This is a genomic window from Achromobacter sp. T5-5, from assembly GCF_055397965.1.
This window is the reverse complement of sequence record NZ_AP027919.1, coordinates 2,391,178-2,417,080: the sequence shown is the minus strand read 5'-3', so window position 1 is coordinate 2,417,080 and position 25,903 is coordinate 2,391,178. Positions and strand designations below refer to the sequence as shown.

Genomic DNA, 25,903 nt, shown 5'->3' with positions numbered 1-25,903 from the left:
TTCAGCCGAACTTTCGCGCCGCGTCCAGCGCCAGCCCGGCGCCGATGCTGCCGAAGAGATCACCCTCGACGCTGCGCGCCTCGGGCACCAGCCGGGACACGCTTTCGCGCAGGCGCGGCACGCGGCTGGAGCCGCCCGTGAAAAACACCGTATCCACGTCCGCCGTCGACACCCCCGCGTCGCGCAGAAGCTGGCCCACGGTGGTCTCGACTTTGTCGATCAATCTTCCCACGCAGGCGTCGAACGACGGGCGCGTCACCTCCACCCCCAGCTCGGGCGCGACGCGCGACAGATCGATGCGCGCGGCCGGCGCGTCCGACAGCGCGATCTTGGCTTCTTCCACCTGCACCGCCACCCAGTGCCCCGCCCGTTCCTTGACCAGGTTCAGCAGCAGGTCGATCTTCTGGCGGTCGCCGGCCTCGGCACGGATATAGGCGAAGTGTTCGGCCGCCTTGCGCGTATAGGCCTGGTTGATGGTGTGCCAGCAGGCCAGGTTGCCGTACTGGGTCGACGGCACATCCTTGCCGCTGCGCAACTGGCTGCCCAGCCCCAGCAGCGGCATGACGTGCGCCAGGCTCAATTGCTTGTCGAAATCGACCCCGCCGATGTGCACGCCGCCGTAGGCCAGGATGTCGTCGCGGCGATCGGGCTTGGCCGCGCGGTCCGGTCCCAGGCGGATCAGCGAGAAGTCCGACGTCCCCCCGCCGATGTCGATCACCAACACCAGTTCCTCGCGGCGGATCTGCGACTCGTAGTCGAATGCGGCCGCGAGCGGCTCGAACTGGAACTCGATGTCGGTGAATCCCACGCTGCGCGCTATCTCTTCCAGCGTGTCCTGGGCGGTCTGGTCCGCAGCCGGGTTGTCGTCCACGAAGAACACCGGACGGCCCAGCACGGCGCGTGTAAAGCCACGGCCGGCGGCCGTCTCGGCGCGCGCCTTCAATTCGGCGATGAAGCGCGTGAGCAGCACGCGGAACGGGATCGAGCGGCCCTGCACTTCCGTGGAACCGTCGATGAGCGAACTGCCCAGGAGGCTCTTCATCGAGCGCATCAGGCGGCCGTCATAGCCCGCCAGATAGTCGGAGATAGCCGCGCGGCCATAGCTGACCTCGGCGTCCTCGTCGTGAAAGAAGATGGCCGACGGCAAGGTGGTCTTGCCGTCCTCCAGCGCCAGGAGCGCGTGTTGGTCGGGACGGCTCCAGCCGACGGTGGAATTGGAGGTGCCGAAGTCGACGCCGCAGGCGGTGGGAATCATGGGAATTCAGGCGCTGAAAGCAAAACGGCGCACAAGTGTACCCGCTTCGGCTCCGCGCCCGGCCTTCCCCGGGGCTATTGCTGCTGGCGACGCTGCTCCAGTTCCCGCAGGCATTGCTCCACGCCGGCCTGCATCTGCGCGTTGGACACCGCGGCCCGGTCCGACACCTGGCGGCAGCGCTGGAACTCGGCCTGGCTGGCCGGCGTGTCGCGGATCACCACCGGCGGGGTCTCCGGCGTCACGGTCATGCGCAGCGTCGATGGCGGCGACAGGCTGCCCTCGCGGGAGGGGAACTGCATTTCCTGCGTGGCGGGCGCGGCGTTCTGGGCCTGCGCGGCGCCCGCCGCGCACAGGGCGGCAAGGAGGAAAGCGGTGATGTGGCGTTTTTTCATGGCGACCTCCGTTCGATAAGACGGCGCCCGGGCGGCGGGCCGACGGCCGGCCCCAGGGCGCGCCGCTTATGGTAGCCCCAGCCGCCCCGGGGCGTCGTGCCAAGACGCTACATGAGGCGCGCCAGATGTTTCCTGCCGTTTCCGGGACGCAGATCAGCGCCGGCGCGGGGTCTTGCGCAGCGGATCCAGCAGCGAAGACAGGCCGTTGTGGTCCAGTTCAAGCATGAGGGCCAGCAGGCGCCCCAGTTCACCGGGCGGAAATCCCTTGCGCGCGAACCACGCCAGATAGGCCCCCGGCAGATCGGCGATCAGCCGCCCCTTGTACTTGCCGAAGGGCATCTCGCGGGTCACCAGCAGGGACAGCAGTTCCGGATCCATCGCATTCACCGCGGCGAGGTTTCGAAAAGCGCGCGTTGGACGTCGATGACGATAAGAGCGGAGGTCATGGGGAATTCCATGCGCTCATCCCACCGTACCAATGCGCGGCTCGCACCGCACCGGGAAATTCACCGAGTTGGCGATGAAGCAGAAATGATGCGCGCGTTCGTGCAGTTTTTCCGCCAGCGCGACGTCGTCGCCAGCGCGGATCGTGACCTGGGGCCGCAGCGTGACCTGCGAAAACGCGCCGCCGCGCTCGGGGTCTTCGATCATCACACCCTGCGCCTCGTCGCGGTATGCCTCGACCGTCACGCCCTCGACCGCGCACAGGTGCAGATACCAGAGCTTGTGGCAGGCCGAGAGCGAGGCCACGAGCATGTCCTCGGGGTTCCAGCGCGACGGGTCGCCTCGGAACGCCGGGTCCGATGACCCCGGCACATCGGGCTTGCCCGCGGACTGGATGAGGTGGTCGCGGGAATAGGCCGCGTAGCCGGACGTGCCGGCGCCGGTATTGCCGGTCCAGTCCACGGTAACGGTGTATTGGTGTTCGCCCTTCATGCCTGTCGTCCCAGTCGGCGCGCCGGCGGCCCCATGCCGCCCTGTGCGCGCAAAGCAGGCCGAGCTTAGCGCAGGCGCGGGGCGCGCGGTAGCGGTTGGCGTGGCGTCGTCGCCTTACATCCCGTTTCAGCACGCCCCGGTTACTGTCCGTATCGTGGATACGCGTCTAGCCGCCAATCACCCGCCACACAGGAGCTCGCCATGATGAAAACCACCCTGACCTGCACCCTGAGTCTTGCGTTGCTTGCCGGCTGCGCCCCGTCCAAGCCCATCACCGCCCGCTCGGTGCCCGTGGACAATCACACCGCGCGCAACTCCCTGGACTGGGAGGGCAGCTACGACGGCACCCTGCCCTGCGCCGATTGCCCGGGCATCCGCATGCGCCTGACGCTCATGAAGGACGGCCGATACGAAAAGCTGACCCAATACCTGGACCGCCAGCCCGAACCGGAGATCGTGACCGGCACCTTCAGCTGGGAGTCCGACGGCAGCACGATCCGGCTCGACGCGGCGGGCGACAGCCAGCGTTTCTTCGTCGGCGAGAACCAGGTCACGATGCTGTACCGCGACGGCACGCGCCCCACCGGCCCGCTCGCCGGGCAATACATCCTGCGCCGCGCCCAATAGGCCATCGCACCGCGGAGGGCTTTGGCGCTATCCTCTCTGGCATCGACCGCGCCCGGCGGCGCGTCCCCTCCAGCAAGGAAGCCATGAAGACCGAATCCGAAATGCTCTCCGCCTTTGCTCCCACGGGCGTGCTGCGCGCGTCCATCAACCTGGGCAACCCCATCCTCGCCAACACCGATCCCGCCACCGGCCAGCCCGGCGGCGTGTCGGTGGACCTGGCCACGGAGCTTGCGCGCCGTCTGGACGTGAAGCTGGAACTTGTCGTGTTCAAATCCGCCGGCGAATCCGTCAACGCCGTCGCGGCAGAGCAGGCGGACGTGGGATTTTTCGCGATCGACCCGCTGCGTGGCGAGCAGATCGCCTTCACCGCGCCGTATGTCGTGATCGAGGGCGCCTACCTGTTGCGCGAGGATTCGCCCATCAAGAGCCGGGAAGAGGTCGACAGCAAGGGCCAGCGCGTCGTCGTGGGCAAGGGCAGCGCCTATGACCTGTATCTGACCCGCGAACTCAAGCAGGCCGAGATCTTCCGCGCCCCCACGTCGCCCGCCGTGGTCGACACCTTCCTGCAGGAAAACATGGAAGTGGCCGCGGGCGTGAAACAGCAGCTCGAAGCGGATGCCCGGCGGCTCGGCGGACTGCGCCTCCTGGACGGCCATTTCATGCTGATCCGCCAGGCCATGGGCGTGCCCAAGCGCCGCGGCGTCAAGGCCAGCGCCTACCTCTCGGCGTTTGTCGAGGCCATGAAGCAGTCGGGCTTCGTCGCCGATGCGCTGGCGCGCCACAAGATCCAGGGCGCCGCCGTGGCGCCGGTGGAGGCTGAGGCGAAGGCCTAGCCGCCCGCTGCGGGCGAGGCGTCAGCCAACATCTGGCGCAGCCGGAACTTCTGCACCTTGCCGCTGGGCGTCGTGGGCAAGGCCTCCCGGATCTCCAGGCGCTCCGGAATGTACTGGACCGCGACGCCAAGCCCCTTCAGAAAGCCCACCAGTGCGGCCAGCTCCAGTTGCTGGCCGCGCTTCAACGTGACGACGGCGCACGCCCGCTCGCCCAGCCGCTCATCGGGATAGGCGACGATGGCGGCGCTTTCCACCGCCGGATGACGATACAGCAGCGATTCGATCTCCACCACGGGGATGTTCTCGCCCCCGCGGATGATGACGTCCTTGCTGCGGCCCGTGATGCGCAGATACCCGTCCGCATCGATGCGCGCCATGTCGCCCGTGTCGAACCAGCCATCGGCGTCCGTCGCGTTGAGCTGCGGCCGCTTCAGGTAGCCGCCGAAGTTGGAAGCGGATCTCAACCACAGGCAGCCTTCCTGGCCCGCCGGCAGCACGGTCCCCGACGCGTCCGTGACCTTGATCTGCACCCCGGGCAGCGGCCGGCCGTCGGTGGTGCAGGCGCGCTCGTCCGCGTCCTCCGGCAGCGTCAGCGTGACCGCGCCGTTCTCGGTCATGCCCCAGGCCGAGATGATCTTGGCGCCCAGCGTGCGGCTCGCCTGTTCAACCAGGGGCCCCGGTATCGGCGCGCCCGCGCACAGAAAGGTGCGCAGCGTCGGCACCGGATTGCCCGACTGCGCCACCTCGCGCGCGATGTCGGTCAGAAAGGGGGTGGAGGCCATGCTGAAGGTGACGCCGTGCTCGCGCATCAACCGCGCGGCCGTCGCTGCGTTCCAGATATCCAGCGTCACGGCGCTGGCCTGAAGGTAGAAAGGCATCATCAGCCCGTACATGAAGCCGGTCTGGTGAGCCATGGGCGAACCCATCAGCACCACATCGTCCGGCCCCAGACGCAAGCGGTCGGCGTAGGCGGCGATGTTGGACAGGCACGTGTTGGCGGTGTGCATCACGCCCTTGGGCTCGCCTGTGGTGCCCGATGTGTACATGAGCTGCGTGACGTCGTCCGGACCGGGCCGGGAACGGGTCAGGATGGCGTGCGCATCCGGCTCGCGCTCCCAGGCCGGGTCGCTCAGCCGGGCCTCGAAGCTGTCGGGCCCCGCGCCGCCCACAACGATCACATGTTCCAGCGCGGGCACGGCCGCGCGCAGGCTCTCGACCATACCGGGGTAATCGAAGCCGCGAAAGCGATCCGGAATGATGAGCACGCGGGCTTCGCTGTGATGCAGCATGAACGACAGCTCGCGCTGACGGAAGATGTGCATCAGCGGATTCATGACCGCGCCGATGCGCGAGCACGCCAGGTACGTGACAACGAACTGCCAGCCGTTCGGCAACTGGCAGGCCACCACGTCTCCCCGCCCCACGCCCAGGCGCGCCAGCCCGACGGCCACCCGATCGGCAAGCAACGCCAGCTCGCGGCTGGTGAACTGCCTTGCCACGCCGTGCTCTGCCTGCACTGCGGTCAGGGCAATCTTGTCCGGCCGCGACGCCGCGTAATCGTCCAGCAGATCGTTGATCGTGCGGTCCGGCCACCAGCCGCGCGCGATGCTCTCGGCCCGGCGCGGCGCAATCAGTACGGCGTCGAATTCCATGGCTACGTCTCCCTTATGGTTGTGATGTCCGCTGTCACCCGCCCCACTATGCCGGCACCGCCCCGCGTCCAGCCCGATGGCGCGCGATGATGAGTTTCATGATCTGCGCGGTACCGTCCCCGATCTGAAATCCCAGCACGTCTCGCAGCCGCTGCTCCATCACGCCGCGGTCGTAGCCCCCGTGACCGAACGTCAGCAGGCACTGGTGCACCACGTCATACGCGAGCTTGGGCGCCCACCATTTGCACATGGCGGCCTGCGACCCGTGCGGCTGGCCCCGGTCCTTGAGCCACAGCGTCTGCAGGCACAGCAGCCGCGCCGCCTCGACCTGCGTGTCGCCTTCGGCAAGCGGATGCGACACACCCTGGAACGCGGACAGCGGCTTGCCGAACGCCTCGCGCTGCGTCGCGTAGTCCCAAGCCTCGTCCAGCGCGGCGCGCGCGACGGCCAGGACCTGTAAGCCGATGAGCGCCCGCGAGTAGTCAAAGCCCTGCATCACCTGCGCAAAGCCCCCGCCCTCCTCGCCCAGCAGGTGGTCGGCCGGCACACGGACGTTCTCAAAGAACAGCGACCCGCGCCCGATCGCGCGCTGACCATGGCAGTCGTACCGGTTGCGGGTGATGCCGGGCAGGTCCAGCGGCACGAGCACCGCGGTCACGCCGCGCGCGCCCGAGTCCGCCGGGCCGCTGCGGCCGAACACGACTGCGGCGTCGGCCTGGTCGGCCGCGGAAATGGATGCCTTTTCCCCGTTCAGCACGTAATGGCCGTCAACACGCTCCACGCGCAACTGCAGATTGGCGGCATCGGAGCCGCCACGCGGCTCGGTCAGCGCAATGGCCAGCAGCGCCTCGCCTTGCGTCAACCGTGCCAGCCAGGGCCTGGCGACGTCGGGGCGGCCATGCTGCGCCAGGATCTGCCCGTTCAGGGATGCGAGCAGATTCACGTACGACATGCTGAGGTCAGCGCGCGCCACCGCTTCATGGATGACGCCCGCCGCGAGGCACCCCATGCCTTGCCCGCCGCAAGCCTCGGGCAGTTCGGGGGCAATAAAGCCCATGGCGCCCATGTCCCGCATCAGGCCGCGATCCAGCACGCGCGTCCGGTCACGCTCCTGGCAACCCGGCGCGATGCGCCCGTCGGCAAAACGCCCCGCGTGTTCAGACAACGCGGACAGGTCCTCGTCGATATACGGATTCATGCCGTCTCCTTCGGGCTCGCCCTTCCGGGCGGCCCGCTGTTATTCCTCGCCCGTACACGACGGGCGCGTGGCCGCGGTGCGCCTACTTCGCGAACTGGCGGAAATCGGGCTTGCGCTTTTCCTGGAACGCGCGCACGCCTTCGCGCGACTCGTCGGTGTCGTAATAGAGCTTGAGCGCATACATGCCCATGCCGGCGATGCCGGCCTGGTGCGCCGTGTCCATGTTGAAAGACCGCTTGGCGATCGCGAGCGCAGTGGGGCTTTTTTCCATGATCTCGGCGCACCACCTTCCGATCTCTTCGTCGAGCTGCTCATGCGGCACCACCGCATTGACCAGCCCCATGGCCAAGGCCTCGGACGCGGGATAGCGGCGGCACAGGTACCAGATCTCGCGCGCCTTCTTTTCGCCGACCACGCGCGCCAGGTAGGCGGTGCCGTAGCCCGGGTCCACCGAGCCGACCTTGGGTCCGACCTGTCCGAATACCGCTTTTTCCGATGCGATCGTGAAATCGCAGATGGTGCACAGCACGTTGCCGCCGCCAATGGCATAGCCCTGGACGCGGGCGATCACCGGCTTGGGCACGTCGCGGATGGCATTGTGCAGTTCCTCCATCGGCAGCCCGATGGTGCCGCGGCCATCGTATTGGCCGGCATGGGCCGACTGGTCCCCCCCCGTGCAGAAGGCCTTTTCTCCGGCGCCGGCCAGCACGATCACGCCGATCTCGGGCGCATAGCCTGCGCGGTTGATGGCGTGGATCAGCTCGTCGCAGGTCCGGCCGCGGAACGCATTCATTTTTTCGGGGCGGTTGATCGTGATCCAGGCGGCGCCGCCGCGCACGTCGTACAGAATGTCTTCGTAGTTCATCATGGCTCCATGAAGGGAAGGTGGGCCGCGCGGCCTCAGCCGTTCATCGTCAGTCCGCCGGACACGCTGAGCACCTGCCCCGTGACGTAGGCCGCGTCGTCGCTGGCAAAGAAAAGGATTGCGCCGGGCAGATCATCGGGCTGACCGATACGGCCCAGCGGAATCGCGCGCGTAAAGGCTTCGACGAGCTTTTCGGGGTTGCCCGCGCCCTCCTTGTAGTCGGCAAACAGCGCCGTATCCGTCGGCCCGGGGCAAACCACATTCACGGTGATGCCCTGCCGCGCATGTTCGCGCGCGATGGTCTTGGAAAACGCCACGACGCCTCCCTTGCAGGCGGCATAGACCGCCTCGCCGGAAGACCCGACGCGCGCCGCGTCCGACGCGATGTTCACGATGCGCCCGGCCTTGCGTGCGGCCATGCCGGGCAGCACCGCGTGGTGCAGGTGCAGGGCGCCTAGCAGATTGATCGCGATGAGCCGTTCCCATTGCGCGGGCTCGGTCTTGGTGAAGGGCTTGAACACGTCCCATCCTGCGTTGTTGACCAGGATGTCGACCGGCCCCAGCGCCGACTCCGTTTGCGCGACGGCGGCATCCACCTGCGCGCGCTGCGTGATGTCGCAGGCAATCGCCAACGCGCGCCCGCCAGCCGCTGCGATGTCGTCCGCCACGCGCTGCGCGTGCTCTGCGTTGAGATCCAGGACCGCCACGGCGGCGCCTTCCTGGGCGAAGCGCCGGCAGGTAGCCCCGCCGATGCCGCCACCGCCGCCCGTCACGATTGCCGTTTTGCCCGCCAGTCTTTGCATGATTTCCTCTGCCCAGGTTGCTGGCTTGGTATCCTTGTCCCACTGATACGGAATCAAGCCGATATACGTAAACATGTTTACGCATATTAGAAGCAGCCCTACCCGCGATCAAGCACCGGACGCGCAAATAAGACCTATGACAAACCCTAATAAAAACACCGAAATAGCCCGAATGGAGCTGGCCAACCGGCTATTCTTCCGACTGTATCAATGTGCAAACATGCTGCATAAAACGGGAAGCCGCGCAGTGGAACACCTGGGGCTCACCACGCAGCAATGGGCCGTGCTGGGCGCCTTGTCGCGCCCCGAAGCCGAAGGCGGCATGAGTGTGGGCGATCTGGCGCGCTACCTCATGGTCAGCCGCCAAAGCCTGTCTGGACTGATCAGCCGTATGGAGCGGGACGGCCACATTGCCAGTGCGCCCGACGGCCGCGACCGGCGCTCTCGCCTGGTCACCATGACCGAACGCGGCCGCAAGGTGTGGACGCAGGACGCCACGCCCCGCATCCACGACTACTACGAAGGCGCGCTGGCGGAATTCTCCATGGGCGACCTCAGCCACACCCTGCACTACCTGCTCAAGCTGCTGGACAATATGCAGCAACTGGACCGGGACGTGGGACAGGAAGAGGCTCAGTAGCGGCGGGCACGGGTTCCACGAAGCGCAGCCGGCAAGCCCGCGCGACGCGGGGCCTGCCGACACGCTTGCCGGCGAACTGATCGCCAGGCTAGTGGCTGATCATCCACGGCCTCGCGCCCGCGAATGACTTGGCGCCGTCCGCCGACGTCCGGGTCTTGCCGCGCGAACGCGGGCCGGTGCAGCACCCGCAGTTCATGCCGTGCCCGCCGCGCGTGCTGCGCGGCTCGTTCGCGCTGCGCTCGTTGGCCGCCCGCGCCCGATTGACCGCGGAGGACAGCGCCGAAATCGCCGGCGCCCCGCCCACGATGCGGCCGGCCATCGCACCGCACTGCGGACACGCCGCCGGATCTCGCCACTGCGCCAGCGGCCGCAACGCGGCGAATTCCCCGCAATCCCCGCACGCATAGTCATACATCGGCATCGTCGTGTCTCCTAAAGGTCGCGAGACAGCGGCATGTCCACGCCGCCCTGGATGTGCTTGACGGGGCCCGACGCCGACGGCTGGATATCGAAATCGAAGATCTCCGTGGGCAGCCAGAGCGTGGCGCACGAGTTGGGAATATCGACGACCCCGCTGATGTGCCCTTGCACCGGCGCGCAGCCCAGCAGCGAATACGCCTGCGCGCCCGAATAGCCGAACTTCTTCAGGTACTCGATGGCGTTCAGGCACGCCTGACGGTAGGCGACGTTCACGTCCAGGTAATGCTGCTTGCCCGCTTCGTCGACCGAAATGCCTTCGAAGATCAGGAAGTCCTTGTAGGCCGGCGTGATCGGGCTGGGCTTGAAGATCGGATTCCTGATGGCGTACTTGTCCATGCCGCCCTTGATCAGCGACACACGCATGTGCACCCAGCCAGCCATTTCGATCGCCCCGCAGAACGTGATCTCGCCATCGCCCTGCGAAAAATGCAGATCGCCCACCGACAGCCCGCCGCCCTTCACATACACCGGGAAAAACACGCGCGCCCCGCGCGACAGGTCCTTGATGTCGCAATTGCCGCCATGCTCGCGCGGCGGCACCGTGCGCGCGCCCTCGCCTGCCGCCTTGTCGCGGTCCACGCCTTGCAGCGCGCCCATGTGCGCCGTCTTGGGCGCGGGGGGATTGGCCAGCGGCGGCACGCGATTCGGATTGGTGTCGATCAGCGCCTGCTCGCGCCGGTTCCACTCGTCCAGCAGCTTCCTGTCCGGCAGGCAGCCGATCAGGCCCGGATGGATCAGGCCCGCGAAACTGACGCCGGGAATATGCCGCGACGACGTGAACATGCCATGGAAATCCCAGATGGATTTCTGCGCGTGCGGAAAATGATCGGTGAGGAAGCCCCCGCCATTGTTGCGGCTGAAAAAGCCATTGAAACCCCACAGGCTGTCGGGCTTGGCGCCGATATCCAGCAGATCGACCACCAGCAGGTCGCCGGGTTCCGCGCCCTCCACGCCCACGGGACCGGACAGGAAATGCACGGTGGACAGATCCACATCGCGCACGTCGTCGGCGCTGTCGTCGTTCTTGATCGCGCCGCCCGTCCAGTCATAGGTTTCCAGAATGAAATCGTCCCCCGGCTTCACCCACACGGCCATCGGAATATCCGGATGCCAGCGGTTGTGGATCTGCTCGTTGTCGTAGGGGGATTGTTCCAGATCGACACTGATAAGCGTGTTGGTCATTCTCTTTCATCTCCGTCGTGACGAGTTGATAAAACAGAACTTCAGCCGGATACAGGTCCAAATGCACGTCCAAATCCCGTTGCGGGTTGGATCTTGGGATCGATTGAACCGTCAACGATGGTAGACGCGTTCACGCGTTTGGACATACTGGTTTTCCATGCAGTGGCAGCGCGCGTGCCGCCCGGCGCAACGGGGCCATTTCGCAGCAGTTATCATGCAAGCCACGCTTTCACGCACTACCAAGGTTTCATACGCATGGCCGCAATCCACCGCCCGTCCTTCGCCGCCCTCCTGATCATCGCCGTCTGCGCCAGCGCGCCCGCGATTGCCGCCGATGACTGCATCGCGCGGGTAGACGCGGAATTGGCCCGCATCGATCAGGCGCAGGACATCCAGCGCACGCGCGAGGCGGCCAACAACCTGGAGCTGAATCGGGAGTTGTGCCAGGGCCGGCTGGACCTGCTGGATGCGCGTTTTGCGCTAAGCGACGACTTCGAGGCTTGCCGGCGCAAAGGCGTGCAGTTCTCGGATCAGGTCACGCGCACGCTGACGGGCGCCTCCGACGATCTCACGGACATGAAGGCCTCGTGGATCCGGGTCTGCGGCCTGCAGATGAAGGACTGATCGGGGTGCGGGAAGCAGCCCGAAAAGGGGCTGCGGAATGATGGCAAAGGTTGCGACTGCGGCTGCAAAGGCAGCCACAGTGATCAGCGCCCGACGCCGCTTTACGCGGCCTTCTTCTCCACATCGCGCGGAAAGAAGATCGCGCGGCTCGGATCAAAGCCGTACAGATGCTCGTACTCCGGCGCGTCGGCCGCCAGCGCGAGCACCGATTCCAGGATGAAGTCCGCCTTGTCATCCGACAGGAGCGCGCTGAAATTCAGCCGCACAAAGCCGGGCTTTTCGATCTCGCGTCCATCCAGGATGGCTTGCCGCATCTGGAGCGACTGCGCCTCGTCGATATCCAGCAGGCGATGCACATAAGGCCCCGCGCACGCGCAACCGCCGCGAGCCTGGATGCCAAAGCGATCGCTCAGCATGCGCGTCACCAGCTGTTGATGCACGAAGCCGCCCTTGCCGTCGCGAACCCGGAACGAAAAGATCGGCAGACGATGCGCGGTCAGCGAGCCCAGCAGCTCCAGACGCTCCGCGCCCTGCCACGCCGCCAGCGCGCGCTGCACGAAATGCGCATGGCGCTGCTGCATGAAATCGGCGCCCAGCGCTTCCTTCACCAGGACGACCAACGCGGCGCGGATGTCTCCCACCACATTCGGCGTGCCCGCTTCCTCACGCGATTCCAGGCTGCCGCTGTAATCGTGCCCCACGGGCGACACGAACTTCACGGTGCCGCCGCCGGGCCAGGTCGGCGTCGTGTCGCGCACCGCATCGCGGCGCACGATGAGCACGCCCGACGCGCCGGGACCGCCGATGAACTTGTGCGGTGAAAACACGATGGCGTCGATCTGCGCATCGGCCGCCGGCGACATCCGGACCGGCAGGTACGGCGCGCCGCCCGCATAATCCCACAGCATCTTCGCGCCACTGGCCTTCACGAGCCGCGTGATGCCCTCGACGTCCGCCACGATGCCTGTCACGTTCGACGCCGCCGACAGCGCACAAACGACCAGCGTGTCCTCAGTCGTTTTCAGCGCTTGCGCCAACTGCGCCAGATCGGGACCGCCTTCCGGGCTTTCTTCCAGCTCGACGATGTCCGCGCCGCATTCGCGCCACGGCAGGATGTTCGAATGATGCTCATAAGGCCCGATGATGACCCGCACCTTCCGGCCCGCGGCCACCGCCGCGTCCACGCCGAACAGATGCACAAGCCGATTGATGCCCGCCGTTGCGCCCGATCCCGAGAAAATCACCGCATGCGCATCGCTCGCGCCACAGCACCGCGCGATCGCCGCGCGCGCCTCGCGCCGCAGGCGCGTGATGAAGCCGCCGCAGTACGAGGCTTCGGTATGCGAGTTCGCGTAGAACGGAAGCACCTGTTCAAGCACGAAGCGCTCCACCTGCATCAACGCGCGGCCAGAGGCAACGTAATCCGCATAGACAAGGGGCTTGGCGCCGAACGGCCCGTCAATGCAGGCGTCCTTGCCGATCAATCCGTCAGCAAGCGCCGCGGCCACATCCGGGGTTTTCAGGCTGTCTTGGAATTGCTGCAACGGCGAAACGGAAGTGCGCACCGGAGCCGCGGGGAGAGGCATATTCATGGGGAGATCACATCAGGAACAGTTCGCAACTATCATACGATGGAAGCACCAGATAAAACATCACCGTTTTTTTGCTTAAATTCCGCCAAAACGGGTCAAATGAACGACGCAATGGAAAAAATAGACAAACTTGATCTAAGCATCATCGCCTGCCTGCAAAAAGACGGATCCCTGTCCCAACGCGAGCTTGCCGATCGGGTCGGCCTGTCGCAGAACGCCTGCTGGCGCAGACTCCAGCGCTTGAACGCCTGCGGCATCATCCGCGGTACGCGCGCGGAGGTCAGCCTGGTCGAACTGGGCCTGGACCTAACAGTATTCGTCATGATCCGCACCAGCCACCACGCCAAGGCCTGGGCCGACGGCTTCCGCGAGCACGTCGAACGCCTGCCCGAAGTCACGGAGTTCTATCGCATCGGCGGAGACTGGGACTACCTGATCAAAGTCGTCTGCCGCGGCATGGCGGGCTATGACCGCTTCTATCAGAAGCTGATCACGGACTTCGAGTTGTCGACGGTGACGGGGTTTTTCAGTATGGAGGCCATTATTGAAAACCGGCCGCCGGATCTGCGGATGCTGGAGGAATGAGGCCGGGTCCGTCTAAACCCTGCTCCAGATTGCCGCTTGCGTCTTGCGCAACGTTGACCGGCCATCTCGTCACGGACATTAATGTTAGTCGTGGAAGCTTGCGGGTTCGCGGCATTAGTCCCGTGGACCTATCCAGCGTTGCAGGCGATAGCATAACCACCAGGACCGTGGGGGGAGACCTTCACCTATCTCAGCGCCCTATCCACATAGCTGGAACTTACTAAGTTTCGAGAAGCTTGAATCAGGCCAATGTCTAAGGCGCCTCGATTTTTCTTGGCCCCGGCAGAGCTTTGATTGCGTCATCTGCGACTTCCACCGCTCCAGTTCCTTTAACACCTAGCATTAATTAATTAATAACTTTTCCACCCTCCTCCTATCAGCAGACCGGAAGAAAACCTCGAACTCGTGTTCCTGATCGCCGCCCCAATCAAGAGCGGAGTCTCGCAATATCTCAAGATAAACCTTCAAATCTTCTTCTGGCAAGCCTGGCAAAGCCTCATGTACGAGAACGAGCTTGCGATATGGAATCCATGCGAGATCCCTCAAACAGTCATACAAGGCATCCCAATTAAAACCAAAATACCCCGGAAACCAAAGAAGGTAATACAGGGACTTCAAAAGTTCATCCGAGATAGAGAGATTTGGATCAACACGTACATAGAAAACTTCCGCCGCATCATACGACGGAGATTTATCCAAGAATTTGAATGGCAGCATTTTCACAACTCTCAATTTTTTATCGGAATAAATGTCTTGTAGTGATCGGCTGTGTAATACATTTCACCACCTTTCCCAACGACTATTCGCTGAGGGCCTGGGCCCGAGACACCAGGAGTTGGATGTACGTACTCCGTATAATATCCCGCTGGCTTTTTCGGCAAGTCTCCACCGCGATTCTGAAATATAGAACCATCATTTCGATGCGGGAACGATCCACCTGACTTTATCCTATCCAAGGTTGGACCAAGATCAACAGTCCCTTGGAATACCTGGCCCGTTTTTTGATCAACGACCTTAACGCCATCGATGAAGCGAATTGGCTCTTTTGGACCACCCACCTTCCCAATATCAAGCGCCTTATCCGCCTTCGCGAATACATGTATCGCTTCACCGCCCTTCTTGAGCATGCCACCAACCACCGGCACAAGACCGATCGCAGCAAAATAGCGATTCGCCTCGTCTCCTGTCGCCGCCTTACCGGTCACCAGTTCATACAGCGCACTGGCGTTTGACACACCCGGAGCCAAATCTAACACCGCCTGCGCAAGCGCGTCGCCTTTCTCCTTGGTCAGGTCGGGATAATGGGCCAGCGTAAGCACTTCGTCGTACGACGCCGTCATTCGGTCAGCGTCAGCCCAACCTGCCTGCAAGCAGCTCGTGTCATTGCCGCATTGCCCTTCCAAACGCCCCACAAGCTCGGCCTTCATCCGGGCGACCTTGTCGCGGTTCCTGTACTGGCTGTTGTTCTCCACCTCTATGCGCGCCGCTATCTCAGCCGGCACCGCTGCTGCGGGATCAATCGACGCAGCAATGCCTGCGACGACGCTGCTTATCAGATTGACGCGCGCTTGTGCTTCCTCAGGAGACAGGTCCTTGCCATTGGCTCCATCCATGCTCTCCAACAGTTTGCTTAGCACAACGCCCGAAAGCGCGCCTGCGCCACCTGCGCCACAAGATGCGCTTTGCGCAGCCGCTCCTGCGCAGCCCAATACCGCATGCAGCGCGGTATGCCCGATAGACCCCTCCCCGCCCAGAGCACCGCTCAACTCCTTAACTTTGGCCGCGCCCAGTGTTTGCAGGTAATTGACCGCGGCGGCCTGGATTAACTGGCTGGTGCCACCGGTCACATTTCCACTGGCCGCCCCCAGAATGACCGTCGCCCACTGGCTGTAGGTGCCCTGGGCGCCCCAATTGCTTTCCAAATCCGCGTATTCCTGAGCCGCTTTAGCGCGCTCCGCGTACGAAAGAGACTCGTCTTCCGAACGCTCCTTCGCGTCTTGGATTTCCTCGGCGCGATTCGCCATGAACTGCCCGACCTGCCGACTAGCCTCCCCAACAACCTCAAACCCCGTCCGAATCTCCTTCTCATCAAATATCGGATCCAGGCTGTTCAGCGTGTCCTTGGTGTCACGGTTCAACCCCGCAATCACCTCTGCCACCGTCTGCCCCGTCAGCGCCTTCTGCCCCGCCTCGTCAGCGATGACGATCGTGCCGCCGCTGATCCCGCTAAGCGTGGTCGAGCTGGCTTCTCCACTGGCTCCAGCCACCACCGGCGCGCCCATGCTCACCCCGTTCGAGCTGGGCAGGTTGGAGTTGGGCGTGGCCTTGCTTCCGCCCGCGACTTCGCCCTTGCCGTCGGTGCCGATGTTGCTCTTGTCCAGGCCATCGTCGTTGCCGCCGCCAAAGCTCACGCCACCGCCCAGTTGGATGGACTGGCCTTCGTAGCTGGCGTGATTCTCGATGTCGCGGCTGGTGAGGGTGCCGGTGATCAGGACGTTCTTGCCGTCGGCGACCGCTTTGTCGCTGCTGGCGATGACGCCGCCGATCAGGCCGGTGTTCTTGGCGACATCGAGTTGGAAGCCGCCATCGCCCGCCCACAGGCCTGACTGCTCAGTAACGCTGGCGTATTGGCTGTTGGTCTTGGTGTTGCCGTAGTTGCCGCTGACCGAGCTGGCGCCATAGCAGATGGGAGGAATGCACAGGCTTATCTGCACGCCCACGCTGCGGTCGCGCGCCGTGTAGTTGCTGATGTCCTGCAGGCTTTCGATGGTGAGGTCACCGCCCACCGTGGCCAGGATCCGGTCGGCGCTCGCTTGCGCGCCGCGCAGGACCGTGTCGCCGCCGGAGTTCATGGTCAGCACGTTGCCGGCCTGCACGTGCGTGTTGTTCCACGTCAGGTCCTCGCCATTGCTCTTGCTCTTGCTGCCGCCCGCGCCCAGGTTGATGCTGAAGCCGTTCTGGGTTCCCCCAATCGAGAAGCCCACGCCAATGCTGGCGCTGCTGCTCTTGCCGTCGATCTTTTGGCTGGCGGTGTTCTGCTGGGCGGTGAGCAGGATGTCGCCTTGCGCATCCAGGACAATGTTGCGGCCCGCGGCCAGGTCAGAGCCCGACACGATGATGTCGGACTTGTCGCCCTTGCCGGCAGCGATGATCGTCATATCGCGGCCCGCTGATATGGCTGCGCCGCTTGCGGTACTGCTTTGGCCGGTGCTGGTCTGGCTGGCGCTGCTGGCGCCCAGGTCGACGTTGATGTTGATGCCGCCGACCTTGGCGGGGTCTTTGGCTACCGCGTCGTAGGCATTCTTGGCCGCCAGGCCCGCCGCGACTGCCGCGATGGCCTGGAGGCGGCCATTGTTGGTCTCCTGGGCGGCCTCGCGCATGCGGTTGGTGCTCTGCACGGCGCTGACGACCGGATTGCTGGCGCTGATGGTTACGCCGATCTGGCTGCTCTCCTGGAACTGGCGATAGACGCTGGTGTCGTAGCTGCCTTCGATGGCGACTGACTGACCGGCCATGAGCAGATCCCGGCCTGCGCGGATATCGCTTCCGCGCACCAATACGTCCTCCATGGCGACGATAGAGACGTCACCCAGATGGCTGGTGATGGTGCTGCCGGCTGCGCTTGGCGTGCTGCTGCGCTCATCCAGGCTGCCGCTGCTGCTGCGCACCCCAACGGAAAAGCCGCTGCCCTCACGCCCCAGATCGCCCACCGTCTTGTTGCTATAGCTGCTGCTGTGGTCGCGCGTCGCGCTGCCCGTGTCGATGACGATCGATCCGCGGTTGGCCAAAAGGCCCACGTTGTTGATGGCGTCGATGGCCGATCCGGCGATGCGGATGTCGCCGTCACGGCTGTTCAGATGAACGCTGTTGCCGGTGATGAGCGATGAGGTCTGCCACGTGCCGGAGGACAATTCATCGGACTGCGCCGATTCGCTGCCGTAGGGGAACATCTTGACGCCGCTGGAATTGGGCCCGCCATCGATCGCGCGTCCAATGTCGCCCAGGCTCATGCTGCCTATCGAGAAGCTGGTGCTCTTGCTCGATTCCTCGCTGGTCTGATTTTGACGATTGTCGGAACCGACGACGGCGATGTTGCGCTGGGCATCCAGTACGACACCGCCCTGGGCGCGCAGGCTGGAACCGGAGATCAGAATGTCGCCATCCTGCGCCCGGCCCGAGGCATCGCGCGAACCGTTCCCGGTCGCACGAATCACGATATCGCCCGCGGCGCTCAGCGAGGAACCGCTACTTACCTGGCTGTACGAGTCGAACGCGCCGCCGCTCTTGCTGCTGCTGTAGGACAGCGACACCCCCGGCGTCGTAGCCCCGCTGTGACCGAGCTCTTGCGCCTTGGATTTGGCGGAACCTGCGGCGGACACGTTCTTGACGGTGTCCATCAAGGTGCCGACAACGGAAACTCCGAAGCCGCTTTGCTTGAGCGAGTACTCGCTGTGGGTGTTCTCGACATCGCGGCCGGCCACGATTGCAACGTTCTCGCTCTGGATATCGATGTTGCCCGTGCTGCCCGCGATATCGCCTGCAGCCTTGCCCGCCACGACGTCGCTGCCGGCAACCAGGACGTCCCGGCCAGCCGTCATGATGACATTTCCGCCCGTGGTGCCCAGGAGGCTGCGCGCGTCGCTCTGCGTCATCCCGTCGACGGTCTGCAGTGTCTTGGAATCGCTGCTCTTGTATGAAATGCCAAAGCCGCCGGAGGACAGGCCGCTTTTCTTCACGCGTTCGTAGTGGCTTTCTCCGTAGGCGTTGGTTCCCGCCGTCACCGACAGATCGCGGCCCGCGTCGACGATGAGATCCTTGCTGGCAAGAACCTGCGAGGCGTTGAGCGAGAAGTCCCTGCCGGCCTGGAGAACCGCCTCTTCCCCGCTGAAGGTCGACCCTTGCGCTCGAGTCCAGGCCATCGAGTCGGCCTGATGCGTGGTCTTGCTGGAGAGAAATCCGCGGGTTTTGTAGTGCACCTCGTCGTGGGCGGAGGCCGAGGCTTCTCCGGCGCCGATGTTGATGTCGCGGCCTGCTACGACACCCAACTGATTGCCGGCCATGACATCCGCTGCACGAGCGTTGAAGTCCTGCCCCGCAATCAGCGTGAGATTGCCGTCAGCGGCAATGACCGTCCCGACTTCGCTGCTGGTGCTCAGATCGTGGCGGTTCTTGCTATTGCGCACAAGCGATTCGTTATGGCTCTGCGTAAGCGTGGCAAGGTTGATATCCCGGCCCGCCTGCAGGCGCGCGTCTTCCGTGGCGGTGACTTGCGCCGCCGTCAGGTTGATGTCGCGACCGGCCTGCATGCTCAGGTTGCCCGCGTCCACACGCGATACCCCGGAGATGTACGAGCCCCACGAAGCGCCGTGGTTCTCGGATGCCGACGTGGAGGTCAGCGCGATGTCGCGACCCGCGGACAGCGCAACGTTGTCGCCCTTGATCAGCGACACCAGATTGATCAGGTCTTCGCGCGCGGCCAGGTCGACAATGGAACCTTGGATCAGTCCTCCGGCCTGGTTGACGATGTTGGCCGCCGTCATCACGGTGGCGTCGCGCGCGCCGATGGTGCCGCTGTTGTTGATGTCGCCGTCAGCCGCAAGCTTGACGTCGCGGCCGGCCATGAGGGTGCCGTCGCCCTTCAGGTCGCCTTCGCGCACCAACAGGTAGACCTGCGGGACCAGCACGGTCTCGGTGGTGCCGTCAGGCAGCGTGACGGTCTGCTCGACCAGCCAGACGAGGTCGGTGGTGAGCTGGCGCTGCTGGGCTTCGGTCAGCGCGACGCCAAGCTTGATGCCGTTTTCCAGGGCGAACCGGGCGCCGTTGGCAAGCAGTTGCTTGTACTGGCTGTCGTTGTCGCCGAAGCCTTCCAGGAAGCGCTGGCCGGTGGTGGCCAGGATCTGGTCGGCGACGAGTTTCTGTTCGTAGAAGCCGTCGCCCAGGCGGCGGGGCTGACCGGACGGCGTGAGGAATTTTGCGCCGGCGGGGATCATGGCGTTCAGGCCGCCGGGGTTGTTGCCCAGGCCGGCGTTGACGGAGCCGGAGGCGCCGCTGTTGCCGACGGGCGCGCCGGGCTGCTGCAGCAGGTCGAACAGGTAGTCGCTGGAGACGGTCGGGCGGTTGCCGACAAAGCGCGGGTCGGTGGCGACGACGTAGGGCGCATCGGGCGTGCCATTGACGGCGAAGAGTTGGCTGTCCGGGATGGTGGCCGGGTTGGAGACCGTGCGCACGACGTTGCCGCCAGGCAAGCCGATGCTGGCGATGAGAACCGGGCCGGGCGCCGTGGCGCCGCTGGCGCCGGGCGCGCCGCCGCTGAGTGAAACAGACAGGTTGCCGCCGGAAGTGCCCACAGGCAGTTCGATGGATTCCGCGGCCAGGGTTTGCGTGTAGGCGCTGGCGTATTCCTTGCGGTCGCTGTCGCGGGCCTGGGTGACAGTGGCGGTGCCGTTGCGGACGACGACGCGCTCGCCTGCGGCGCCGATGTTGTTGATGGCGGGACCGCTAACCGACAATGTGCCGCCAGCCGCGATCTGGCTCTTGTCGTTGTTGACGGTGCCGGTAAGCGTCATGGCCCCGCCCGACAGAATCTTGGCGGGATCCGATGACACCGTGCGGGTTTCGGTGACGGTTTCTTCGACTTGGTAATAGGTGAAAGTGCCTACGAGGCGGTTGTCAAAGTCAGCGTTGAATTCGCGGATGCGCTGGTCCAGCTCGATGTGCGGAGCTCGGAATGCAGCATAGGCATCTTCGTATGCCTGGCGACGCGCTGCCTCCGCCGCGCACGCTTCCGTGCCAAAGCACTCTCGCAGCGGCGGTTGCCACACCGGCATGGGTCCGGACGGCGGGGTTACGCCAAAAACGGCCCAAACTGGCGCATCGTTGCTGTAGAAGAACGACTCGGGAACGTCCGAACAATCGCCGCCGTTGTCTCCTCCCGAACACGCAACGGTTTGGGGGGTGAAGGTGACAGGGATGGGCGCAGTCTCGCCAGCCCGGCCTTTCTTGTTTGGCACGTAATCGAACGGCGGCCCATAACGCGACGCGGGATACTTGTCCGACGGCAACAGGAAGCGGCGCTCGGGATCGTCGTCCAACCATTCAGGGACCTTGCCGCACATGGGCGTTACCTGGTCGCAGAACCAGTTGGTTTCCATGTCGTACATGTCCGTCGACCCCTCCGGGGTCACGTACAGTTTGGGGACCGTGAGAACCGGCAACGTATGGCTGACGAAGTTGGTGTTGACGTTCTGCAGGGACGCGGCCGAGATTGCCGCATTGCCCGCTGCCTCGATGGTGGCCGACGCGTTCAGCAGCGATACGGCTTGGCCGATGGCCTGGCCGTTCGTATCCAGCGCACCGCCGATGCGCAGGTCGGCGCCTGCGTAGATCAGTCCATGCTCGCGATTGACGAGCGATCCGATGCCCAGATCCAGGTCGCCGCGCGATGCGATGACGGCGCCGCCGCCGGGGCCCGCGCCGTTGACCAGTTCGCCCGCGCGAATCGAGATGGTATTGCCGTAGATGCGCCCGAAGTTGTCGACGCGGCCGGCGGTGATGTTGGTCGCGCCGCCGTCGATGAGGCCCGAGTTGGTCAGGCCGTTGGTGACGTTGATGGTGTTGTTGCGCCCGGCCAGCAGTTCGCCGTCGGCCTGGTTGTTGAGCGAGGCAGCCGTGATGGTCAGGTCGCGGCCGGCGCTGACGGTGGCGCTGTTGTCCATGGCGCCGCCAACGGACATGCTCAGGTCGCGGCCGGCGGCGATGTCGCCGGTCTGGTTGAGCGAGCCCGTGTAGGTGAAGGACAGGTCCTGCGCGGATTGCAGGGCGCCCAGGCCTTGCAGGGCCTGGATCATGATGGCGAGGCGTTCACCGGCCATCACCTTGCCCTGGCTGTTCTTGAGCAGTGCGGCGTCTATCGTCGCATAGCGCTGGGCGGCGACTTCGCCGCCGGCGTTGTCCAGTTCCCCGGTGGTGATCGTGAGGTCCTGGCTGGCACTGAGGGAGCCGCCCTGGTTGTTGACGCGGTCGGCAACGATGGTGACCAGCTTGCCCAGCACGCCCTTGGGCGGCGCGGAAGCGGCGGTCAGCGTGGCGCTGTTGTCCAGGCTGGCGGCGTTCAGGGTCAGGGTTTCGTCGGCCTGGATGAGGCCGCCGCGGTTGTCGACGGCGCCGGCCGTGGCCAGGGTCAGGTCCCCGCCCGCCAGCGTGCCAGCGGCGTTGCCGACGCGGGCCGCTTCGATCTGCACGTTGCCGGCGGCGGCGATCAGTCCGGTGGTGTTGTCGAGTTCGCCGCCCAGTTTCAGCACGGCGTCGCCGGCGGACGTCAGTTTGCCGCCCTGGTTGCGCAGGTTGGCGGCGGAGATGTCGAGGCTGCCGCCGTGCAGCACGGCGTTGCGCGTGGCGATGTCGCCGGGCGAGGCCAGCGCGAGTTTGCCGATGGAAGACAGGTTGCCGGCGGACAGGTCCATGCCGCCCGCGGACAGGGTCATGTCCTTGCCGGCCGCGCTGATGCCCGGATGGGTGATGAAGGCGGCGGTCAGCTTGACGCTGCCGGGCAGGCTGAGCGCGCCGTCTTCGCCGACGCCCGCGATGAAGCGGCCGGCGTTGCTGAGCGCACCCGATGCGGTGGCGTTGGCGTCGCCGCCCGCCAGCACCGAACCGGTGTTGTCGAGGGTGGTTCCCGCCAGCAGCGTGGCTGCGCCCGCCGCCGACAGAATGCCGGCGTTCTGCAGCGCGCCGCCTGCCTGCAGGTCGATGGCGTCGGCGGCCTGGATGCGGGCGTCGGCGGTGGTCGCCAGATTCTGGTTGGCGGTGACGGTGACACTGCCCGCCTGCGCGGCGGCGATGCCGCCCAGCGTGGCGTCCGAGCCCGCGCGCAGCGTCAGGCCTTGCCCGGCGGCGGTCGATCCCAAAGCCTGCAGGGCGCCGCCGGCGGTGGCGGCCAACGCCCCGCCCGCCTGCTGGTTCGACGCGGCGCCCAGGACCAGATTGCCCCGCAGCGTTTCCAGCGTCAGGTCGCCCTGCAATGCCGCGACGGTGCCGTCCACGGTCATGTCGTCGCCGGCCGTGAGCGTCTGGGTGACGCCGGCCAGCATGCTACCTGCGGCGAGCAGCGTGTCTTGCGCCGTGGCGGCGAGCGTGCCGGCGGCTTGCGCCAGGCCCGCCGCGCCCACGGCCACGTTGCGGCCGGTCAGCGACAGGTTCGCGTCGCTGGCCGCCGTGCCATCCACCCGCGCATCGCGCGCGGCGGTCAGCATCATGTCTTCCACCGAGGCGAGCGCGCCGGCGGCAACCAGATCGCGCCGGGCTTGCGCCTTCAGCGTTCCCGCGGCCTGCACCTGCCCGCCCTGCTTGATGGTCAGATCGCGTCCGCCCAGCAGCAGGTTGCCCGCGGCGGCGTCGCCCAGCGCGGCCGCGGTGCCGCCCAGGCGCGCATCGCCTGTGGCCATCAGCGTCAGGCCGCCGCCCGCGACGATGACGCCGTCGGAGTCCAGGTCGCCGCCGGATCGGGCGGTCAGCTTCTGCGCGGCCTGCATGCGGCCCGCTGCGCCGACGCGCAACTGCCCGCCGGCGTCGGCCGTCAGGCCGCCCGCCAGCGCCGCCACCGTGCCGTCGATGCCGAGGTTGCGCGTGGCGGACAGGCTGGCGGGCGTGCCCGCCGTCACGACGCCGGTCACGAAGAAGTCCCGCGCCGCCTGGGCCTGCAGAAAGCCCTCGGCCCCCTGCCCCATGTCCGCGGTTCCTGCCGTGCCCGTCACGCGCAGGTCCTGGCCCGCGCCCAGAAACAGCTTGCTGCTGCCTTGCGCCAGGCCGGCCTGTCCGATGGTCAGGTCCGCGCCGGCTTCGGCGCGCAGGGCGCCGTTGGCGACCGTGGTGCCGTTCAGTTCGGCGTGGGTCCCCGCGGCAAGCCCGATGTCTGTTTCACCGGAGATGGTGCCGTCCGCCAGCAGCTTGCCGCCGGCCTGCGCGTCCAACTGCCGGCCCGCCTGCAGCACGCTGTCGCTGCCCAGCGTCATGTCGCCGCCGCTGACGGCCTTGAGCGTGCCCGCGTCGGCCAGCATCGTGCCGTCCACGCGCAGGCCATCCCGCGTGTTCACTTGCACGGATTGGCCCGCAATGAGCAGGCCTGCCAGCGATGCATTGCCCGCGGCAACCGTCACCGAACCGTCCGCTTGCAGCCGCGACGCAGAAGACGCCGCCAGGGCCTGGCCTGCCTGCAAGCGCAGATCGCCGGTGGCGAGCGTTTCGCCGTCCAACGCAAGGTTGCGCGCCGCCTGCAGCGACAGGTCTTTCAGCGACGTGACCTTGCCGAAGCTCTGCAGATCGCCGGCGGCGTTCAGGCCGACGGGGCCGGCCGCGGCCACCTGCGCTTGCGCGCCCACGGACACATCGCCGCCTGCGGAGACGTTCATGCCGCCGGACGCGGCCGAGACCGCGCCGTCGATCGCCAGCTTGCCGCCGGCCGTGAGGGCCGTCTCGCCGTTGGCGCGCAGCGCGCCGGCCAGCGCCATGTCGCCGCCGGCATTTGCGGCCACGGCGCCTTCGGCGTCCCATTGCGCGGGCGCGTCAAGCCGCAGGTCGCGCCCGGCGTCCAGGGCGAGGCGGCCCGTGACCGCGCCCTTGCCGGACACCTGGGCGTCGCGTCCCGCCATCAGCGACACGTCGCCGCGCGCGCCGACCAGGCCGCCCACGCGCAGGTCCGCGCCGGCGCGTATCGTCGCCGGTCCGCCCGACTGCAACTGGGCGGTAGCGCCCGTGGTCAGGTCCGCGCCCGCCTGCGCATGCAGCGCGCCGGCTGCCGTCACCTGCGCGGGCAGCGTCATGTCGCGCCCGGCCTTCAGGGCGATGCCGCCCTTGGCGGTCACCAGCCCGCTCGAATCGGCGCCGGCCTGCGCCGCGCCGCCGGATGCTCCAGACGCCCCGCCGTCCGTGACCGGACCGCCCGCGCCAGCGCCGCTTCCTGCCCCCGCGCCCCCCGACGGCGTTTCGCCGCCCGCCTCGGGCCCGGAGCCCGAGCCGCCGATGGCCGGCGGCGTCGCGCCCGGCGTGGACGCATCGCCGCCGATCCGCACATGGCGTCCGGATTCCATGCGCACGTCCTGGCCGCCCATCAGCAGGGAACCGCCCAGCGTCAGGTCCTTCCCGGCCGTTACTCGAAGCGCGCCCTGGGTCTGCAGGGCGCCTTGCGCGGCGACGATCACGTCGCCAAGAGCGTCCATATCGACTGCCCCGCCGGCGCCGACCGCGCCCTGGATCTGGGCGTCGCGTCCCGCCGAAAGCGCGACGCCGCCCGCAGCCTGCGCGACGCCATCCACGGCCAGATCGCGCCCGGCCGCCAGGCGCAGATCGCGCGCCGCCTGGACGGCGGCGCTGGGCGCAATGCGCACGTCACCCGACGCGCTGACATGCAGGTCGCCGGTCAAGGCCACCAGGTTGCCGCCCATGTTGACGCCCACGCCGGCCTCGGTGCCGATCAGCCGGATGCTGTTGGCGTACATGCCGCCCAGCGCGGCGGTGTCCAGCGCGACCACGGGCGCCGGGCCTTCGCCCGCCTGGGCCGACACCGCGCCGGTCGCATAATCCACGCGCGCGGCGCCCGCCGTCACGTTGAGGCGATCGGCCCAGACGCCCGCGTTGATTTCCAGGGTCCGGGCGATCAGGTCGACCTGGCTGGCGCTGGTTCCGTTCAGGCCTTCGCCTTCGACGCGGATCTTGCCCGCGGCCACCTCCAGCGCGATGCTGCCGTCAGGCCCGACATGGGGCCGTCCGGTGGTCAGGGTCGCGCGGTCCGAGTTCAGGAAGCCGCAGCCGTTGCAGGTAATGCCCGCCGGGTTTGCCACGATGACGTTGGCCCGGTTGCCCGCGACTTCCAGCGTGCCCATCAGTTGCGACGGATTGGGCGCGGTGACCTGGTTCAGGATGGTGGTGGCGCGCTGGTTGCCCAACATGACATTGCCGGCCACCTGGCCGGCAAGCTGCGTCTGGCTGGCGCCGCCGCTGTTGTTCAGCACCACGCCCGACGGCCCCACGTTGAACTGGGTGTAGCGGTTGTTGGAGACGCCGCCAGCCGACGGCGGCGCGATATTCACGACAGGAACGCCATTGCTGACGCCCACGATCGGCTTCTGCCCCGGGACACCCTTGTCGACCGAGATCGGCAGCGTTTGCGCCAGCACGGGCGTCCAGACCTGCGTATAGACGAGGGACCAGACAATCAACGAACGGAGCTTGGACATCATGCGCAC

18 protein-coding genes are annotated in these 25,903 nt (G+C 66.3%); 5 read left to right on the top strand and 13 right to left on the bottom strand.

Going from position 1 to position 25,903, the window contains the following annotated elements; translation table 11 throughout:
• Position 1 precedes the first annotated feature (1 nt).
• The 4 genes from ACZ50Q_RS10830 to ACZ50Q_RS10815 all read right to left on the bottom strand — a co-directional run bounded on the left by ACZ50Q_RS10830 (position 2) and on the right by ACZ50Q_RS10815 (position 2,583).
• Positions 2-1,255: an Hsp70 family protein gene (locus tag ACZ50Q_RS10830; protein WP_092580124.1), complete on the bottom strand. Its 1,254-nt coding sequence runs from the start codon at positions 1,253-1,255 to the stop codon at positions 2-4.
• Between the two features lie 74 nt (positions 1,256-1,329).
• Positions 1,330-1,647: a hypothetical protein gene (locus ACZ50Q_RS10825; protein ID WP_092580122.1), complete on the bottom strand. Its 318-nt coding sequence runs from the start codon at positions 1,645-1,647 to the stop codon at positions 1,330-1,332.
• Positions 1,648-1,800: 153 nt separating this feature from the next.
• Positions 1,801-2,025 carry a DUF3820 family protein gene (locus ACZ50Q_RS10820; RefSeq protein ID WP_076520271.1) on the bottom strand — a complete coding sequence of 75 codons (225 nt, stop codon included), beginning with the start codon at positions 2,023-2,025 and terminating at the stop codon, positions 1,801-1,803.
• Positions 2,026-2,109: 84 nt separating this feature from the next.
• Positions 2,110-2,583 (bottom strand): OsmC family protein, encoded by a 474-nt coding sequence (locus tag ACZ50Q_RS10815; RefSeq protein WP_076520270.1) that lies wholly within the window; start codon positions 2,581-2,583, stop codon positions 2,110-2,112.
• 201 nt (positions 2,584-2,784) lie between these two features.
• Between ACZ50Q_RS10815 and ACZ50Q_RS10810 the strand changes: the two genes are divergently transcribed.
• Positions 2,785-3,210: a copper resistance protein NlpE gene (locus tag ACZ50Q_RS10810; RefSeq protein WP_076520269.1), complete on the top strand. Its 426-nt coding sequence runs from the start codon at positions 2,785-2,787 to the stop codon at positions 3,208-3,210.
• An 83-nt stretch (positions 3,211-3,293) separates the two neighbouring features.
• Positions 3,294-4,043, top strand: coding sequence for an ABC transporter substrate-binding protein (locus tag ACZ50Q_RS10805; protein ID WP_464081493.1), 750 nt, complete (start codon positions 3,294-3,296; stop codon positions 4,041-4,043).
• Here ACZ50Q_RS10805 and aliA read toward each other — a convergent pair.
• From aliA to badH, 4 genes are all read right to left on the bottom strand, one after another.
• Positions 4,040-5,695: a cyclohexanecarboxylate-CoA ligase gene (aliA, locus tag ACZ50Q_RS10800; protein ID WP_464081492.1), complete on the bottom strand. Its 1,656-nt coding sequence runs from the start codon at positions 5,693-5,695 to the stop codon at positions 4,040-4,042. The genes ACZ50Q_RS10805 and aliA overlap by 4 nt on opposite strands.
• 46 nt (positions 5,696-5,741) lie before the next feature.
• Positions 5,742-6,893 carry a cyclohexanecarboxyl-CoA dehydrogenase gene (gene aliB, locus ACZ50Q_RS10795; RefSeq protein WP_464081491.1) on the bottom strand — a complete coding sequence of 384 codons (1,152 nt, stop codon included), beginning with the start codon at positions 6,891-6,893 and terminating at the stop codon, positions 5,742-5,744.
• 82 nt (positions 6,894-6,975) lie between these two features.
• The gene (gene badI, locus ACZ50Q_RS10790) at positions 6,976-7,758 is read right to left on the bottom strand and encodes a 2-ketocyclohexanecarboxyl-CoA hydrolase (RefSeq protein WP_076520265.1); all 783 of its coding nucleotides are present in this window, start codon (positions 7,756-7,758) and stop codon (positions 6,976-6,978) included.
• Positions 7,759-7,793: 35 nt separating this feature from the next.
• Positions 7,794-8,561, bottom strand: coding sequence for a 2-hydroxycyclohexanecarboxyl-CoA dehydrogenase (gene badH / locus ACZ50Q_RS10785; protein WP_464081979.1), 768 nt, complete (start codon positions 8,559-8,561; stop codon positions 7,794-7,796).
• 172 nt (positions 8,562-8,733) lie between these two features.
• Between badH and ACZ50Q_RS10780 the strand changes: the two genes are divergently transcribed.
• Complete coding sequence (locus ACZ50Q_RS10780) at positions 8,734-9,201, top strand: MarR family winged helix-turn-helix transcriptional regulator (protein ID WP_464081490.1); 468 nt, start codon at positions 8,734-8,736, stop codon at positions 9,199-9,201.
• A gap of 88 nt (positions 9,202-9,289) precedes the next feature.
• Here the strand turns inward: ACZ50Q_RS10780 and ACZ50Q_RS10775 are convergent, their stop codons facing one another.
• Complete coding sequence (locus ACZ50Q_RS10775) at positions 9,290-9,622, bottom strand: FmdB family zinc ribbon protein (RefSeq protein WP_464081489.1); 333 nt, start codon at positions 9,620-9,622, stop codon at positions 9,290-9,292.
• Positions 9,623-9,633: 11 nt separating this feature from the next.
• Entirely contained in the window at positions 9,634-10,863 is a 1,230-nt protein-coding gene (fmdA, locus tag ACZ50Q_RS10770; protein ID WP_464081488.1) for a formamidase, read from the bottom strand.
• A 255-nt stretch (positions 10,864-11,118) separates the two neighbouring features.
• Here fmdA and ACZ50Q_RS10765 point away from each other — a divergent pair, with 255 nt between their 5' ends.
• Positions 11,119-11,487, top strand: a complete 369-nt coding sequence (locus ACZ50Q_RS10765) for a hypothetical protein (RefSeq protein WP_464081487.1) — start codon at positions 11,119-11,121, stop codon at positions 11,485-11,487.
• A gap of 101 nt (positions 11,488-11,588) precedes the next feature.
• Here the strand turns inward: ACZ50Q_RS10765 and ACZ50Q_RS10760 are convergent, their stop codons facing one another.
• Complete coding sequence (locus ACZ50Q_RS10760; RefSeq protein WP_464081486.1) at positions 11,589-13,079, bottom strand: aminotransferase class V-fold PLP-dependent enzyme; 1,491 nt, start codon at positions 13,077-13,079, stop codon at positions 11,589-11,591.
• A 99-nt stretch (positions 13,080-13,178) separates the two neighbouring features.
• Here ACZ50Q_RS10760 and ACZ50Q_RS10755 point away from each other — a divergent pair, with 99 nt between their 5' ends.
• The gene (locus tag ACZ50Q_RS10755) at positions 13,179-13,664 is read left to right on the top strand and encodes an Lrp/AsnC family transcriptional regulator (RefSeq protein WP_464081978.1); all 486 of its coding nucleotides are present in this window, start codon (positions 13,179-13,181) and stop codon (positions 13,662-13,664) included.
• Positions 13,665-14,006: 342 nt separating this feature from the next.
• On the opposite strand, the gene ACZ50Q_RS10750 is transcribed toward ACZ50Q_RS10755, so the two are convergent.
• Both ACZ50Q_RS10750 and ACZ50Q_RS10745 read right to left on the bottom strand, forming a co-directional pair.
• Complete coding sequence (locus tag ACZ50Q_RS10750; RefSeq protein ID WP_464081485.1) at positions 14,007-14,381, bottom strand: barstar family protein; 375 nt, start codon at positions 14,379-14,381, stop codon at positions 14,007-14,009.
• A gap of 11 nt (positions 14,382-14,392) precedes the next feature.
• Positions 14,393-25,897 carry a hemagglutinin repeat-containing protein gene (locus tag ACZ50Q_RS10745; protein ID WP_464081484.1) on the bottom strand — a complete coding sequence of 3,835 codons (11,505 nt, stop codon included), beginning with the start codon at positions 25,895-25,897 and terminating at the stop codon, positions 14,393-14,395.
• Positions 25,898-25,903 lie beyond the last annotated feature (6 nt).